The following is a 16,049-nucleotide window of genomic DNA, read 5'->3' as shown; positions in this document are numbered from 1 at the left end:
GTTTCCCCACCGTTGCTGGCGGCTGCGCCGCTTCGCAACGGCGGCTAACCGGCGACCCGGCCGCGACCGGCCACTGCGTGGCCGCTGCTCCCTATGGGTCGCAGGTGGTGGCTGGGAGTGCGGTCATGGCGGATCAGGGGTGTGCTGTGTGCGGGGCTGGGAGTGCGGTCATGGCGGATCGGGGGTGTGCTGTGTGCGGGGTTGGGAGTGCGGTCATGGCGGATCGGGGGTGTGCTGTGTGCGGGGTTGGGGGTGCGGTCATGGCGAGTCTGGGGTGTGCTGTGTGCGGGGTTGGAATTGGGGTGGCGGGGGTGTGAAAGAATCATCCATCGTGAAGAACTTCGAATCCCTGTTCGCCGAGCTGACCGAGCGTGCACAGACCCGTCCCGAGGGCTCTGGCACCGTGGCCGCGTTGGACGCAGGCGTTCATTTCCAGGGTAAGAAGGTCCTGGAAGAAGCCGGTGAGATCTGGCTGGCCGCCGAGCACGAAAGCGACGAGGCGCTCGCCGAGGAGATCTCCCAGCTGCTGTACTGGGTCCAGGTGATGATGCTGGGTCGTGGGTTGAAGCTCGAGGACGTGTACCGACATCTGTGACGGCTGATCCGTCCAGATCGACACCTCCTCCACTTCTCCTGAAAGGTTCCCATCCTCATGTTGCGTGTCGCAGTTCCGAACAAGGGCGCACTGTCCGAGTCCGCCGCCGCCATCCTGAGCGAGGCCGGCTACCGCAAACGCACCGACTCCCGCGACCTCACCGTTCTCGACCCCGCCAACCAGGTCGAATTCTTCTTCTTGCGTCCCAAGGACATCGCCATCTACGTCGGTTCCGGCGAGCTGGACCTCGGCATCACCGGCCGTGACCTCGCGCTGGATTCGGGTTCACCGGTCAGTGAGCGCCTCTCGCTCGGCTTCGGTGGCTCCACCTTCCGCTACGCGGCCCCCGCCGGCCAGGACTGGAAGGTGCAGGACCTCGCCGGTAAGCGCATCGCGACGTCCTTCCCGAATCTGGTGCGCACCGACCTGGCCCGCTTCGGGGTGGAGGCCGAGGTGATCCGCCTCGACGGCGCGGTCGAGATCTCGATCCAGCTCGGCGTCGCCGATGTCATCGCCGATGTCGTCGGCTCGGGCCGCACCCTGCGCCAGCACAACCTGGTCGCCTTCGGTGACTCGCTGTGTGACTCCGAGGCGGTGCTGATCGAACAAGCGGGCTCTGCCCCCGACAACCGCACCCGCAACCAGCTCATCGCCCGCGTGCAGGGTGTGGTGTTCGCCCAGCAGTACCTGATGCTCGACTACGACTGCCCCAAGTCGCTGTTCGACCAGGCAGTCGCCATCACCCCCGGCCTCGAATCGCCGACCGTCTCCCCGCTCACCGACCCCGACTGGGTCGCCGTGCGCGCCCTCGTCCCCCGCAAGCAGGGCAACGAACTGATGGACCGCCTCGCCGACCTCGGCGCCAAGGCCATCCTCGCCACCGACATCCGCTCCTGCCGAGCCTTCTGAATCTTTCGCACGTGACGGGCGGGCCCACCTCGGGCCCGCCTTTTTCGTCGTGTCTGTCAGCGACCCGCCCCCGGTAGGCTGAACTCGGATAGATCCGGACAATCTCTGATTGGAGCGGACATGTCGAACAAGAACGAGCACGAAGAGAAGATCGAGAAGGAGCAGGTGGAGCGCGAAGAAGAGCGCCGCCGCCTGGAAGAAGAAGAGGAACGCCGCCTGCAGTAGTTTCCGCACGGGAGTTCCTCGCGACCGCACCGATCAATTCAGGGTGAGTTCAATCGGTGTGCTCCCACGATCGCGTTGCTACCTTGCGTTTCTCTTCAAGAGGAACGCAAGGAGTCATCGTGTCGCAGACACAACCCGAGCCGCGGCCGGGTAGCGCATTCAGCTGGAACGAAGACTGGCTGGCCACTGTTGTCGGGCTCGTCCTGATCGGGCTGGTTCTGGTCGGGGCGATTCCCGATTGGCTGGTGCCGTGATGGTCGAGGCCGGAACTACGACGGAAACCGCCGCGCTGCAAGCGAATCCGCGGCCGACGGCGCTCGACATCGTGGCGGGTGTCGCGCTCGTGCTGGTGCTCGGGGCGCTGACGCGGTTCTTCGATACTCACGTGCCGCAGTGGGCGGCGGACACTCCGTTGAAGCGGGTGGCGAAGTCGGTCGAGTATCCGGTGTATGCGATCGCGATCGGGTTGATCGGCAATGTGGTGTTGGGCAAGGTCGGTCTGCGGGAACGGCTTTCGGCGGGGTTTCGGACCGAGTTCTTCATCAAGACGGGGGTGGTGCTGCTCGGGGCTTCGATCAATCTGAAGATTCTGGTGACCGCCGCCGCGCCGTCGATCGTGCAGGCGTTGGCGTTGATCACCATCGTTTTCGGGTTCACCTGGTGGTTCGGTGGGGTGCTCGGGCTCGACGACAAGTTGCGGGCGCTGTTGTCGTCGGCGGTGTCGATCTGTGGGGTGAGTGCGGCCATCGCGGCGGCGGGGGCGGTGCAGGCGCGGCGCGAGCAGATCGCCTACGCGGCGTCGCTGGTGATCATCTTCGCATTGCCGTCGATCTTCCTGTTACCTTGGCTCGCTGACGTTTTCGGGCTCTCCGATGCGGTGGCCGGTGCGTGGATCGGGGGCAATATCGACACCACGGCGGCGGTGGCTGCCGCCGGTGCGCTGGCGGGGGAGGAGTCGTTGCAGATCGCGACGATCGTCAAGACCACGCAGAACGCGCTCATCGGTGTCGTGGCGATCGCCCTGACCGCCTGGTTCGCCTTCCGGGTGGATCGCACCGAGGGGGCCGCGCGGCCGAGCATCGGCGAATTCTGGGCCAGGTTCCCGAAATTCGTGCTCGGGTTCATCGCCGCCTCGATCATCGGCACGCTGTATCTGCAGTCGGTGGACAAGAAGACCGGTGCCGCGCACATCGCGATCATCAACGACCTGCGCACCTGGTTCCTGATCCTGGCGTTCGTCTCCATCGGCCTGGAGTTCTCGCTGCGCGGGCTGCGCGAGGCGGGATGGCGACCGATCGCGGTCTTCGGGTCGGCCGTGGTGGTGAACCTGGCTGTCGGCCTGGGGCTTTCGGTGCTGCTGTTCCGCGACTTCGCCGTGTGAGTCGGCGGTTGCCCGGCGTAATCGCCCGATCGGGCACGTTGTGGGCGATTACGCCGGTCTCTGACCTCGGTTCGCGCTGAGTCTGCTCGCGGAGGTGAGGAGTTCGGTGCGGTAGCGGTAGCGGTTGGTGAGTGAGACCGCGGGGTGCAGCGGGCCGATCTGGATCTCCCAGCGTGGGGTGTGGTCGGCGTCGAAGACGGGGGCCGCTAGGTAGGCGATCGGTAGTGGGCGGTCTTCGGCCAGGTCGGCGCTGGTGTGGGGGTAGCCGCTGAGGCCGGCGAGGAGACCGAGGACACGGCGGCGCAGCGGGCCGGTCGTCGGCGAGTGGGCCAGGTGACCCGCCACTTCGGCGAGGACGTCGAGGGTGCCGAGGTCGTCGGGATCTATGCCCCAGACAGCGAGGCCGGTGGCCTGGATTTCGGTGAGGGCGGTGGCCAGTTCGCGCCGTTGGGTGGGGTCGGCGGTGTCGAGCCAGGCGCGTTGCTGGTCCGGTGGGGAGAAGGCGATGACGGCCGCGGCAGCCGGGGCGCGGAGGGGGAGTCGGGTGCCGACCTGGACGCCTGTCGGGATGCCGCTGCCGGTGGGTGTTCGGTGGTTGGCCTCGATGGCGACGAAGGTCATCGACGTCGCGGTCACCGCGGCCAAGGCGGCGCCACAACCGACTCGGTGGGCGAGCGATCGAAGCTCGTCCTCGGCGCCGGGCGGTAGTGCGTCCGGTTGCGCCGACAGGGTGCGGTGGTGGGGAAAGGCGGGGCCGAGGCGGTAGGTCAGGTCGTGGGAACGCTGGACCCAGTTGCGGGACTGCAGGGCTGCGAGGATCGCGCCGACCGTGGACCGGCTGAGGGTCAGTGTGTCGGCGATGGCCGCGGCGTTCATCGGTGCCTCGGTGGCGAGGAGCTCGACGATCGAGACGACCCGATCGGTGGGCGGGGACGCGGTCATGGAATGCCTCTTGTTCTTCCCGGCACCCTCACCTACGGTCTGCATGCCGAAAACTCGTATAGCTGACACGAATATTCGTGTCCGGAGGATCCTATGACGACGCCGTCGATTCTGGAGCAACTCGATGTCACCGATATCGATTTCGCCTTCCAGGACACTCCCGACCTGCATCACCTGCTCGCCGACCTGCGCGAACGCAAACCGTATGCGGTGGTGCCGTTCGCCGGGGTGCGGGCGGTGCTGCTGCTGACCCACGAGCTGGTGTCGGCCGCGTTCAAGGACGAGCAGACCTTTCCCGCCTCGGCGGTGTACTCGCTCACCACCGAACCGGTGCTCGGGCGGACGCTGCAGTGCATGACCGGCGACGAACATCGCGTCAATCGGGCGATCGTCTCGCCGCCGTTTCGGCGCAGCCTGGTCACCGGGTGGATCGAACCGCTGCTCGAGCCGATCGCGCACGAATTGATCGACAGATTCGTGGGGGAGGGCAGCGTGGACCTGGTCGCCGAATTCACCACGCGCTACCCGGCTCTCGTCATCAGCAGGCTGCTCGGCCTCCCGGTGCGGGACGAGGCAACCGTGCTGCGCTGGGCCCACGACCTGTTCTATTTCCCACTGGATCCGTCTGCCGCCCACCGTGCTTCGCGAGAGTTCGCCGAGTATGTGGTGCCGATCATCGCCGCGCGTCGCCGCGAACCCGGCGACGATATGCTCTCGAAACTCGTCACCGAATCGGTCGACGGGGAAACGCTGTCCGACGACCAAGTGCTCGCGTTTCTGCGCCTGCTGTTCCCGGCCGGTGCCGACACCACCATGCTCGCGCTGGGAAACACGGTGTCGGCGTTGCTGACTCACCCCGATCAGCTAGCCGCCGTGGCCGCGGATCCGGCCGAGCAAGCGCAGTGGGCGATCTGGGAGGGCCTGCGCTGGGAACCGCCGGTGGGGCTGCTCCCACGCGCCTGTCCCGTCGCTACCCAGTGGCAGGGCCTCGACATCCCCGCCATGACCCCGGTGATCTTCGCCATCAACGCCGCCCACCGTGATCCCGCGAGATATCCTGCGCCACACCGGTTCGACATCACCCGCCGCGTCACCACGATGCTGTCGTTCGGGCAGGGCCCGCACAGCTGCCTCGGTAGCTGGCTGGCCTTGGCCGAACTGCGCACCGGGCTGATCGCGCTGGTCCAGCGACTGCCCGGGCTCCGGCTGGCCGACGGCGCCGACCCTACGATCACCAGTCAGGTGGGCACCGCGCTGCGTGGCCCGAATGCCCTACGCGTCGAATGGGATTGACTCGGCGTCACACGTCTTCCGGGAGCCGATCCGCCGCCAGGTCGACCGGGACCGGGGCTTGGACGGGCCAGCCGGGGTAGGGCGGGGGAGTGCCGCCGTACTCCGGGCACAGGGCTTGGAAATCGCAGAACTTGCACATCGAGTTGCGGGTCGGCGGGAAGTCACCGGTCTTGCCCGCGTCGATGATGGCTTGCCAGAGAGCGGTGAGAATGCGCTGGAAGCGGTCCAGTTCGTCGCGGTCGGGAGTGTAGGTGAGGATGTTCTTGTCGGCGAGATAGATCAGGCGCAGTTGGGCCGGGACGATGTCGCGGGTGCGCAGGATCATCAGGGCGTAGAACTTGAGCTGGAACAGGGCGCGCGCTTCGTGCATCGGACCGGGTGAGCGACCGGTTTTGTAGTCGACCACGCGCAGCAGACCGTTCGGCGCCACGTCGATCCGGTCGACGAAACCGCGCAGCGGAATGTCGCCGTCGAGGTCGACCTCGACCCGTTCCTCCAGCGCGTGCGGCTCGAACCGGCGCGGGTCCTCGAGTTCGTAGTAGCTCGCGACCAGCTTGCGCACCTCGTCGAACAGGGCTTGCGGCCCGCCGTCGGCGACGAGCTCGTCGAGGCCGTCCCGATCGGCCCGCACCCGGTCCCACGCGCCCGGTATCAGGTCCGCCGCCCGCTCCGGCTGCCGCTCGTCCGCGGGCAACCCGAAAAGGTCCTCCAGGACCGCGTGCACGACGGTCCCGCGCACCGCGGCCCGCGACGGCGGTTCCGGCACCCGATCGATCGCCCGCAACCGGTACTTCAACGGACACTGCTTGAAATCGCTTGCCCGCGAAGGCGACAACGCCGGACGCGACCGGTGCACCGGCGCATCGGCGGCGTTCACGACCGGTACGTCGGCGGTCTCATCGGTCGTGGGTACGGACAGTGGCGCTGACATAGTCGGAGGTTAACGGCAGCCACCGACACCAATCGCCGACCCAGGCCTGGGAGCGGTGGATTCGAGGGATATGGGCCGGGACTGCCAGGATCACGCCGCGCACATGTTCCAGGACGAGACCCACGCGTCGGCACGTGAGCAGCAGCGGGTTCCGGCTGCCGCGAAGTAGCTCCCACCCTGTTCGGGGCGGGGTCGTCGGACCTGGCAGGCTGGTTACTCCAACGGAGAACGGAGATACATTGACGGCCAGACGAACGGGACCGTTCGCGATCGGGGACCGCGTGCAGCTGACCGATGGCAAAGGTCGCCTCTTCACGGTGGTGCTGGAGGAGGGTAAGGAATTCCATACCCATCGCGGTGGCATCAAGCACGACGACCTCATCGGCAAGGACGAGGGCACCGTGGCGAAGTCGGTGAACGGGACCCCGTATCTGGCCCTTCGCCCGTTGCTCACCGACTACGTGCTGTCGATGCCGCGCGGCGCCGCCGTCATCTACCCCAAGGACGCTGCCCAGATCGTGCACGAGGGTGACGTGTTCCCCGGTGCCCGTGTGCTGGAAGCCGGGGCCGGTTCGGGGGCGCTGACCTGTTCGCTGCTGCGCGCGGTCGGGCCCGAGGGCGAGGTGATCTCCTACGAGATCCGCGACGACCACGCCGAGCACGCCGTCCGCAATGTGGAGACGTTCTTCGGTGAACGCCCGCCGAACTGGTCGATCACCATCGCCGATGTGGCCCAGTACGAGGGCGAGCCGGTCGACCGGGTCGTGCTCGACATGCTCGCACCGTGGGACGCGCTGCCCGCGGTGTCGAAGGCGCTGGTGCCCGGCGGTGTGCTGGTGGTCTATGTCGCCACCGTCACCCAGCTGTCGAAGGTGGTCGAGGCGCTGCGCGAGCAGGAATGCTGGACCGAACCGCGCTCGTGGGAGTCGATGGTGCGCGGCTGGCACGTCGTCGGTCTGGCCGTGCGGCCCGAACATCGGATGCAGGGCCACACCGCGTTCCTGGTGAGCGCACGGCGCCTGGCCGAGGGCACCGTCACGCCCAAGCCGCAGCGGCGTCCGTCGAAGGGCTGAGCGTCGAAGGGCTGAGCGTCGAGCCCGTAACCCGGCGGATCCGCCGGGTTACGGGCGGGTGAGCAGGCGGGCCGTCAGCAAGCCGGCGGCCGCGCAGGCGAACCAGAACCAGCCGTCCGGGGTGAGCCCGAACCGTACGGCCTGCAGTAGTGCGCAGCCGACCGCGCTCACGGCTACGACCACGGCGGCCGACCGGACACCGCGCACCTGCCGGACCGCGTCGTCCCACCATCGCACCGGAGTGTTCTCCAATCCCCGCAGGGCGAGGAACAACCCCGCGGTCACAGCCGTCGTCACGATGAGTTGTGCGGCCGTGAGCAGCCAGAATCCGGGCTGCCCCGGGTTGGAACGGTTGATGCCGGCGAGGTGGCTGAGTACGAGCACGGTGAGCAGCGCGGGCATATGCCACAGGTACAGCGTCATGGCGCCGGTATTGCCGATGACCGTCGCCCACCACACCCTCGGACGTGCGGCGATGCCACGCAGCCACGGTGCCGCGGCGATGGCGGCACAGCACACCACCACCGCGTGCCCGGCCAGCAGCAGCGACGGCGGTGCCAGATTGGACAGACGCTGGCCGGGCACCGTCACCAGGCTGACCTCGTACGGGCCGAAGACGACGAGCGCGATGTCGACAACGAACGCGGCAGCCGCGAGCGCACCGGCGACCCGACGCGACAGCAGCCCGCGCAGGTATCCGACACCGAGAACCGCGGAAATCAACCACACCAGAAAGTTCACGTACCCGACCTCGGCCGGAGCACCGGCGAACCGCACGGCATCGATCACCGCCGTCAGCCCGACGAGCGCGCCGATCGCGACGAACATCCGGCGACCGGTGGTGACAACCGCGGCTAGCGCGGGCGCACACGCCAGCACGACCAGGTACACCCCGAGAAACCACAGCAGCTGAACACTTGTCACCGCCAGCGGCCGATGCCAGCCGGGCGCCAGCAGCTCCTGAGCCACCGCAACCAGCACCGCCGATGCCACCAGAAAATATCCCAGCGGTCGCACCAGACGCTGTGTGCGCCGGAAAAGCCAAGCGCCCCACGATGTTCCAGGACCGATGCCCCGCGCCCCGGCGGCCACACCCGCGAAGAAGAACAGCGGCAGCACCTGCAGCGCCCAGGTGAGCGGCTGCAGCACCGGCAGGTCGGCGAGCACATTGCCGAAGTGCACCTCGGTGTCCGACACCGTCACGGTCAGCATCAAACAGTGGCCCGCGACAACGACCACCAGCGAGGAAATGCGCAGCAGATCCAGGAACCGGTCACGATCGGCCGGGGTGTTCGCGGCGACCACCGCGACACTGGGAACAACACTCATGGCACAGAGAATCGCAGAATTCGCCGCGCGCACCCACCGCGGAACTACCCGGTCGCCGGGTGGAACTACTCGAGCGTCACGGGCACCGGGGTTCTGCAGTGGTGATCTTGGTGGGCTCCGTGCCGCGTGGAGCGACTACACGGCCCCGGTGGTACTCGCGGACCGTTCAGGTGAACCCGATCGATCAGGCGGGCGTGCAGGGAGCTTGGGCGAAGCCGAGCAGCAGGCAGCCGCTGGTGTTCGACATCTTCCAGGTGCCGTCTTCCTGCTCCCAGGTCATCGGGAACGAGGGCGCGGTGCCGTGCGGGGAGGTGATCGTCACGTCCGCGGTGGCCTTGCCATCGCTGGTCGCGACGTTGTCGACGGCGAAAGTCAGGGTGTAGCCACCGAGCATGCCGTTCATCTGATCGATGTTGGACTTGTGCGCGTCGCCGCCGACGATCAGTTTCGCCTTCTCGTCGGTGGATACTCCCGGATCGGCGAACTTCGTCAGCGTCGCCTTCAGGGAATCGGCGGTGGGGGCGGCGGCGTTGTCACCGGAAGGCGCCGGAGTTGCCGAATCGCTGGACGGAGCGGCCGCGATACTGGTACTGCTCGTGGTGGCATTCGTCGAGGAATCGTCGGAGCCGCAGCCGGTCAGTCCGACGGTGACGGCCAGCGCCGCGGCGGCGACGGTGAAATGGATCGTGCGGGGAGGAAGGTGCATGCTCAGCAAACCTTTCGACTCGATGGGCGAGTGCCCCGTACGGGCTGTTAGGGGAGCCTAACAGGTGTAAATGTGTGGTTGATGTCGTACCGACCGTACAAGATGTGATCACGACGAAACCATGTCGGAAAGCGAGAACGGACCGCGCCCGGTAGCGTTGATAGACCGGGACTGGGAGGAGCAGCATCATGAGCCCCAACGAGAATTCGGATTCGGCGGCCTGGCGAGAGCTCGAGGCGGTTCGCGCCGAGTCGGCTGCTCTTCGCAGGCAACTCGCCGATTCGCCGGATCGCGCACGCGAATTGGAAGCCAGGATCGATTCGCTGACCATCCGCAACGGCAAGTTGATGGACACGCTCAAAGAAGCGCGCCAGCAGCTGATCGCGTTGCGCGAGGAAGTCGATCGCCTGGGTCAGCCGCCGAGCGGATACGGCATCGTCATCGGCGTCTACGAGGATCAGACGGTCGACGTCTTCACCTCCGGACGCAAGATGCGCCTCACCTGCTCGCCCAATATCGACGCCGACGCACTGGAATACGGTCAGACCGTGCGCCTCAACGAGGCGCTCACCGTCGTCGAGGCCGGAAATTTCGACGCCATCGGCGAAATCGGCACGCTGCGTGAGATTCTCGACGACGGCAGGCGCGCCCTCGTGGTGGGCCACGCCGACGAAGAGCGCGTGGTCTGGCTGTCGGGTCCACTGTCCAAGATCGCCGAAGTCGACGACATGACAGACCCCGATGTGCCGATTCGCAAACTGCGGCCCGGTGATTCGCTGCTGGTCGACACCAAGGCGGGTTTCGCGTTCGAGCGGGTGCCCAAGGCAGAGGTCGAAGACCTTGTGCTGGAAGAGGTTCCCGACGTCGACTACACCGACATCGGTGGTCTCGGTCGCCAGATCGAGCAGATCCGTGACGCGGTGGAACTGCCGTTCCTGCACAAGGATCTGTTCCGCGAGTACGCGCTTCGCCCGCCCAAGGGTGTGCTGCTCTACGGTCCGCCCGGCTGCGGTAAGACGCTGATCGCCAAGGCGGTGGCCAACTCCCTCGCCAAGAAGATCGCCGAGTCGCGTGGGCAGGATGCCAAGGAAGCCAAGTCGTTCTTCCTCAACATCAAGGGCCCCGAGCTGCTCAACAAGTTCGTCGGCGAGACCGAGCGCCACATTCGGATCATTTTCCAGCGGGCGCGCGAGAAGGCGTCCGAGGGAACTCCGGTGATCGTGTTCTTCGACGAGATGGACTCGATCTTCCGCACCCGCGGTTCCGGTGTCTCCTCCGATGTGGAGACCACCGTTGTGCCGCAGCTGCTTTCGGAGATCGACGGTGTGGAAGGGCTCGAGAACGTCATCGTGATCGGTGCGTCCAACCGCGAGGACATGATCGACCCCGCGATCCTGCGGCCCGGCCGGCTCGATGTGAAGATCAAGATCGAGCGCCCCGACGCGGAATCGGCGCAGGACATCTTCTCGAAGTACCTCACCGAGACGCTGCCGCTGCACGAGAGCGATCTGCGCGAGTTCGACGGCGACAAGCAGGCCTGCGTCGAGGCGATGATCGAGAAGGTCGTCGAGCGGATGTACGCCGAGAGCGACGACAACCGGTTCCTCGAGGTCACCTACGCCAACGGCGACAAGGAAGTCCTGTATTTCAAGGACTTCAACTCCGGCGCGATGATCCAGAACATCGTCGACCGGGCGAAGAAGTACGCGATCAAGTCGGTGCTCGACACGGGTAACCCGGGTCTGCGGATCCAGCACCTGTTCGACTCGATCGTCGACGAGTTCGCCGAGAACGAGGACCTGCCCAACACCACCAATCCCGATGACTGGGCCCGGATCTCGGGCAAGAAGGGCGAGCGGATCGTCTACATCCGCACGCTCGTCACCGGCAAGAACGCCTCGGCCAGCCGGGCGATCGACACCGAGTCCAACACGGGTCAGTACCTGTAGGCACGATCTACGAAGGCCGCGTCCCGGTGGGGCGCGGCCTTTGTGATTCTGTTCAGTATTTTTCAGCGAAAACGCTGCGCGGCAACAAGTGAATAAGGCACGCTTCACTTGTTCGTTTCACCTGATGAGGACTTACGAGGAGCGTTGACATGGCCGGTTCCGCCGCTGATTTGCTGAGCGACATCATCCTGCAGACCATCCAGAACCTGTTCAGCTCGATCAGCGCAGGCTGATCCAGCAATCCGACGCGGGCCGCGTCTCCCACCGGGGAGACGCGGCCCGCGTCTGTTGATCAGCCCCTGTTTTGATCAGCTCTGTGTGGTGGTGACGGCGTTGAAGACCACGTCCGCCACGGGTGCGCCGTCGGCGCCACCGCCCGCCACGCCCGCGTTGGCGACGTTGGTCAGCGCGTCCATGCCCTCGGTGATGGTGCCGAAGGGTGTGTAGTTCGGCGGCAACTGGGTGTCGCGGTAGACCAGGAAGAACTGGCTGCCGTTGGTGCCGGGGCCGGCGTTGGCCATCGCGACGGTGCCCGCCGGGTAGACCGCGCCTGCCAGGTTCTCGTCGGTGAACTTGTAACCGGGGCCGCCCGTGCCGGTCGCGGTGGGGTCGCCGCACTGGAGCACGAAGATGCCCTGGGTGGTGAGCCGGTGGCAGCGGGTGTGGTCGAAGTAGCCCTCGCTCGCCAGGAAGGCAAACGAGTTCACCGTGCGCGGGGCCGCGGCGGCATCGAGGGCGATCGTGACTGTGCCGCAGGTGGTTTCGAGGGTGGCGGTGTGGCTCGCGGCGGTGTCGATGGTGAGCGCCGGTTCGGTGGGCCACTGCTTGCCGTTGGGCTGACCCGCCGCGGCGGGTGCGCAGCCGGGGATCACCGCCTGCTGCTTCGGCACGGTCTGCGCGGCGGGGGCGAGTACCACCAGGGCGGCCGCGGCGATGCCGACGCAGGCGAGTGCGCGAATGAAGGGGCGGTCGGGCGAAATGCTGGTCACCTTGGCGAGATCTCCTCGAAAGCGGGTGCTGCCGGACGATGTACCGCGCATCCTGCCAGCCGCACCGGCTCGCGTGGGGACAGACCACCGGATCGAGGGCGCTCGTCGTGTGATCGACACAGAATCAGGGGCATTCGAGACGGTCGACGGCGGGCATGCTGGCAGCTCAGTGAGGTGGGCGTAGCCGTGCGGTCTGCGCGGTGCGTGCTCGACGGGGGCTAGCGTGTCCGCAGCCGCCAGAGCGTGGTTGTCTCCGCCGTGCGGGCGGCGGCGAGGGGGTCGTCGCGGTCGGTGGCTCGGGGGTGGCGCGGGCGCGTGGTGAGTTTGCCGAGGACGCGCAGGCCCGCGTCGTCGAGCAGGCGCGCGATGCCGTCGGCGGGGCGAAGGCCGAGCAGTTCGGCGAGGTCGGACAGCACCAGCCAGCCTTCACCGTGGGGGGTGAGGTGGGCGCGCAGGTCGCGGGCGAACTCGGTGAGCATCGACTGATCCTGGTCGTAGACACCACGTTCCAGGTCCGAGGTGGGCACGCCGGGCAGCCACGGTGGGTTGCACACCACGAGATCGGCGCGGCCGGGGGGATACAGCGCGGGCCCGGTCACCGCGATCGTCCGAGAGTAGCCGAGGCGTTCGGCATTGTCCTTCGCGCAGCGCAGGGCTCGCGGATTGATGTCGGTCGCAACGATTTCCGGAACCCCGCGCTTGGCGAGCAGCGCGGCCAGCACGCCGGTGCCGGTGCCGAGATCGAACGCGGTGCGAATTTCGGGGTCGAGTGGCGCATCGGCGACGAGATCGACGTATTCGCTTCGGGTGGGCGAGAATACGCCATAGCCGGGGTACACCCGGGCACCGAGCGCGGGCACCTCGACGCCCTGCTCCTGCCATCGGTAGGCGCTCAGCACCCCGAGCAGCTCGGTGAACGCGACCACCCGTGACCCGTTCGCCCGACCGTAGGCCGCCTCGCACGCCGCCCGGACATCGGGTGCGCGCCGCAGATCGAGCTCGTTGTTCGCGTCGAGCTCGATCAGCAGGCTGCCGAGAATGCTTGCGCGCGTACGCCGTTTGGTCCGCTCGTGTTCGTAGAGCGCGCCGAGACCGGCTTTTGCGGCCGGCTGCTTCGTGCGTACCTTGTCGGCGCGGCGACCCAGCGCCGACAGCAACTGGCGACCGTTGTTGTAATCGCCCCGCCACAGCAGCGCCTCGCCCGCCTTGATCCGGCGGTAGGCGTGATCGGCCGAAAGACTGTCGTCGGCGATGGTGACGGTGCGCGGGGCCGGCGCGCCGTTCTCCGAATGCCAGGCGGCGGTGTGCTGATCGTGGTCTTCGGTCCAGGCGATGGTGGACACGGGCTGCTCCCGGGGGATCGACGGTGCTGGTGACTCGAGTGCGCGACGCCGCGACGACGCCGAGATCGACTCGGTCGCTACTGCGTCGGTGTGCGCGCTACTGCGTCGCCGAGGGCCGTGCCGAGCGTCACCACTGCTGCCTTTCCGAGAGTTGGATTCCTCAGTCTGCCGTATCGGCCCAGGCTGACGTCATCTAGGGCGCCGTTCCAGGCCGCCCGTGCTAAAATCTGACCATGCGGCCAGAAAATAATCCAGATGGACAACAGCGGTCGTTCATCGAGGAGGCGCGTCGGCGGCAGATCATCGCGTCCACGGTCGAGGTGATCTCGGAGGTCGGCTACGCCAACGCCTCCCTGGCGCGGATCGCCGAGCACGCCGGCATCTCGAAGGGGGTGATCTCCTACCACTTCGACGGCAAGGACGAGCTGATGTCGCAGGTCGTGATCCAGCTGATCGTCTCCGGCGCCGAGTACATGGGGCCGATCGTGGACGCGGCGATCGCCGATGGTCACCGCGCCTGCCTGCACGCCTACCTGGCGTCGAATCTGCAATTCATCGACGACAACCGCAGTTACGTCGCCGCCGTCGGCGACATCGTGCTGAACCTGCGTGGGCCGGACGGCACCCTGCGCTTCGACACCCCCGACGGTGATCGGGAGATGATCGCGCCGCTGGTCTCGGTGCTGTCGGAGGGGCAGCGGACGGGCGAGTTCGGAGACTTCGACCCAACCGTGGTCGCGCGTCTGATCCGGGACTCGATCGACGGTGTCGCGGGCCGGGCGGTGCGCGAACCCGATTTCGATATGGGCAGGTACCGCTCGCATCTGATCCGGATGTACGACGCGGTGATCAGAAAGGACGACTGATGACTACCGCTGAGACCGCGGAACCGGTTGTGGCACGGGAGGTTCCGCCGTTCGCGACAGTGGGCGTCGGCGCGATCGCACTGGTGGCCTCGATCGCGTTGTTCGCCGTGCTCGGGCAGTACGGGTTCTTCGGTGACGAGCTGTATTTCCGCGCGGCAGGCGACCATCACCTCTCGGTCAGTTATGCCGATCAGGGGCCGCTGCTGCCGCTGATCGCCTGGCTCATGGATTCGATCGCACCGGGTTCGCTGGTGGCGCTGCGTATTCCGGCCCTGCTGGTCACGGCTGCGGGCATTGTTCTGGCTGCCGCGATCGCGCGGGAAATCGGCGGCAAGCGGAGTGCGCAGCTGATCACTGCGACCGCCTACGCGACGTCGCCGTTTCTGTTCGTGCAGGGCAGTCAGCTCTCGACCAACGCCATCGACGCGCCGCTCTGGGTGCTGATCACCTGGCTGCTCGTGCGCTGGGTTCGGACCCGCTCCGATGTGCTGCTGATCTGGGCGGGGATCGTCACCGCGATCGACATGCAGGTCAAATGGCTGATCCCGTTCTTCTGGATCTGCGTCGGGATCGCCGTGCTCGTCTACGGGCCTCGCGATCTGTTGCGCAGGCCCGCGTTGTGGATCGGTGCGGCGATCACCGCGGTGTCGATGGTGCCCAGTCTGCTGTGGCAGGCCGCGAACGGGTGGCCGCAGCTCGAGATGGGTGCGGTGGTCAGCGCGGAGCAGGACGCGATCGGTGGGCGGTTGAGCTTCGTGCCGGTCGCGGTGCTCGCGGCCGGGCTGCTCGGCGCGATCCTGCTGGTCTACGGGACCGTGCGGCTGTTCCGCGCGGAGTCCTTGCGGCCCTACCGGTCCTTCGGTCTGACGGTGGTGCTGCTCGTCATCGCGTTCGTGGCGACCGGTGGGCGACCGTACTACGTCGTCGGCATCTATCCGGTGGCGATGGCGGCCGGGGCGATCGGGCTGGTCGAGGCGAGGGTCGCCTGGCAGCGGATCGCCGCGATTCCGGTGATCGGGCTGTCGGTCGTGCTCGCGGCGTGGTCGCTGCCGTGGCAGCCGGAGTCCTCGATCGCGCCGAGTACCGGTGGGGTGGATCTGCTGTTACACGGCAAGTTCGGCTGGCCGGAGCTGGCCGCGTCGACCGATCTGGCCTACCGGGAGATGACACCAGACGAGCGTTCCCGGGCGGTGATAGTGACCGAATCCTATTGGCAGGCAGGCGCTCTCGACACCGACCGGCAGCAGTACGGATGGCCTGCGGTGTACAGCCCGAGCCGCGGGTACGGGTACCTCGGCACGCCACCGGACTCGGCGACCACTGTTCTCTATGTCGGGGCGGACCTCGAGGAGTTGCGTGAGCACTTCGGATCTGTGACTCCGATCGGCCGCGCCGACGCCCGACTCGGGTACGAGGGGATCACCCGCGATGTGACGATCTGGCGGTGCGAACAGCCGGTCCGGCCCTGGTCGCAGCTCTGGCCCGACCTTCGTCGAATGTAGCGCGGACCTGCGGCTC

15 protein-coding genes are annotated in these 16,049 nt (G+C 67.1%); 9 read left to right on the top strand and 6 right to left on the bottom strand.

Going from position 1 to position 16,049, the window contains the following annotated elements; translation table 11 throughout:
- Positions 1-331: 331 nt before the first annotated feature.
- From ACFW6D_RS03120 to ACFW6D_RS03105, 4 genes are all read left to right on the top strand, one after another.
- Positions 332-595 (top strand): phosphoribosyl-ATP diphosphatase, encoded by a 264-nt coding sequence (locus tag ACFW6D_RS03120; RefSeq protein WP_056809947.1) that lies wholly within the window; start codon positions 332-334, stop codon positions 593-595.
- A gap of 57 nt (positions 596-652) precedes the next feature.
- Positions 653-1,504, top strand: a complete 852-nt coding sequence (gene hisG, locus ACFW6D_RS03115) for an ATP phosphoribosyltransferase (protein WP_379324193.1) — start codon at positions 653-655, stop codon at positions 1,502-1,504.
- Positions 1,505-1,848: 344 nt separating this feature from the next.
- Positions 1,849-1,983, top strand: coding sequence for a hypothetical protein (locus tag ACFW6D_RS03110; RefSeq protein ID WP_266290015.1), 135 nt, complete (start codon positions 1,849-1,851; stop codon positions 1,981-1,983).
- On the top strand, positions 1,983-3,110 hold the full coding sequence (locus ACFW6D_RS03105; RefSeq protein WP_379324191.1) for a YeiH family protein: 1,128 nt from the start codon (positions 1,983-1,985) through the stop codon (positions 3,108-3,110). The genes ACFW6D_RS03110 and ACFW6D_RS03105 overlap by 1 nt, the downstream gene beginning before the upstream one ends.
- A 48-nt stretch (positions 3,111-3,158) precedes the next feature.
- Here ACFW6D_RS03105 and ACFW6D_RS03100 read toward each other — a convergent pair whose 3' ends face one another.
- The gene (locus ACFW6D_RS03100) at positions 3,159-4,052 is read right to left on the bottom strand and encodes a helix-turn-helix domain-containing protein (protein ID WP_379324189.1); all 894 of its coding nucleotides are present in this window, start codon (positions 4,050-4,052) and stop codon (positions 3,159-3,161) included.
- A gap of 93 nt (positions 4,053-4,145) precedes the next feature.
- Between ACFW6D_RS03100 and ACFW6D_RS03095 the strand changes: the two genes are divergently transcribed.
- The gene (locus ACFW6D_RS03095; protein WP_379324187.1) at positions 4,146-5,345 is read left to right on the top strand and encodes a cytochrome P450; all 1,200 of its coding nucleotides are present in this window, start codon (positions 4,146-4,148) and stop codon (positions 5,343-5,345) included.
- Positions 5,346-5,352: 7 nt separating this feature from the next.
- On the opposite strand, the gene ACFW6D_RS03090 is transcribed toward ACFW6D_RS03095, so the two are convergent.
- Positions 5,353-6,276: a RecB family exonuclease gene (locus ACFW6D_RS03090; RefSeq protein ID WP_379324185.1), complete on the bottom strand. Its 924-nt coding sequence runs from the start codon at positions 6,274-6,276 to the stop codon at positions 5,353-5,355.
- A gap of 239 nt (positions 6,277-6,515) precedes the next feature.
- On the opposite strand from ACFW6D_RS03090, the gene ACFW6D_RS03085 reads away from it, so the two are divergent.
- On the top strand, positions 6,516-7,349 hold the full coding sequence (locus ACFW6D_RS03085) for a tRNA (adenine-N1)-methyltransferase (protein WP_379324183.1): 834 nt from the start codon (positions 6,516-6,518) through the stop codon (positions 7,347-7,349).
- A 48-nt stretch (positions 7,350-7,397) separates the two neighbouring features.
- Here the strand turns inward: ACFW6D_RS03085 and ACFW6D_RS03080 are convergent, their stop codons facing one another.
- On the bottom strand, positions 7,398-8,678 hold the full coding sequence (locus ACFW6D_RS03080) for an acyltransferase family protein (RefSeq protein ID WP_379324181.1): 1,281 nt from the start codon (positions 8,676-8,678) through the stop codon (positions 7,398-7,400).
- Between the two features lie 184 nt (positions 8,679-8,862).
- Positions 8,863-9,384: a hypothetical protein gene (locus ACFW6D_RS03075; RefSeq protein WP_379324179.1), complete on the bottom strand. Its 522-nt coding sequence runs from the start codon at positions 9,382-9,384 to the stop codon at positions 8,863-8,865.
- Positions 9,385-9,572: 188 nt separating this feature from the next.
- Between ACFW6D_RS03075 and arc the strand changes: the two genes are divergently transcribed.
- Complete coding sequence (gene arc, locus ACFW6D_RS03070) at positions 9,573-11,333, top strand: proteasome ATPase (protein ID WP_379230583.1); 1,761 nt, start codon at positions 9,573-9,575, stop codon at positions 11,331-11,333.
- A 308-nt stretch (positions 11,334-11,641) separates the two neighbouring features.
- Here arc and ACFW6D_RS03065 read toward each other — a convergent pair whose 3' ends face one another.
- Both ACFW6D_RS03065 and ACFW6D_RS03060 read right to left on the bottom strand, forming a co-directional pair.
- A complete protein-coding gene (locus ACFW6D_RS03065; RefSeq protein ID WP_379324177.1) occupies positions 11,642-12,322 on the bottom strand; it encodes a peptidylprolyl isomerase in 681 nt (226 codons plus the stop codon).
- 218 nt (positions 12,323-12,540) lie between these two features.
- Complete coding sequence (locus tag ACFW6D_RS03060; RefSeq protein WP_379324175.1) at positions 12,541-13,665, bottom strand: methyltransferase; 1,125 nt, start codon at positions 13,663-13,665, stop codon at positions 12,541-12,543.
- Positions 13,666-13,898: 233 nt separating this feature from the next.
- Between ACFW6D_RS03060 and ACFW6D_RS03055 the strand changes: the two genes are divergently transcribed.
- Both ACFW6D_RS03055 and ACFW6D_RS03050 read left to right on the top strand, forming a co-directional pair.
- The gene (locus ACFW6D_RS03055) at positions 13,899-14,531 is read left to right on the top strand and encodes a TetR/AcrR family transcriptional regulator (protein WP_379324173.1); all 633 of its coding nucleotides are present in this window, start codon (positions 13,899-13,901) and stop codon (positions 14,529-14,531) included.
- Entirely contained in the window at positions 14,531-16,033 is a 1,503-nt protein-coding gene (locus ACFW6D_RS03050) for an ArnT family glycosyltransferase (protein ID WP_379324171.1), read from the top strand. Before ACFW6D_RS03055 ends, ACFW6D_RS03050 begins: the two co-directional genes overlap by 1 nt.
- Positions 16,034-16,049 lie beyond the last annotated feature (16 nt).

The sequence above is a fragment of the Nocardia sp. NPDC058705 genome, assembly GCF_042749305.1.
GTDB lineage: Bacteria > Actinomycetota > Actinomycetes > Mycobacteriales > Mycobacteriaceae > Nocardia.
The sequence above is the reverse complement of the archived record's forward strand: the minus strand, read 5'-3'. Positions and strand labels throughout refer to the sequence as shown.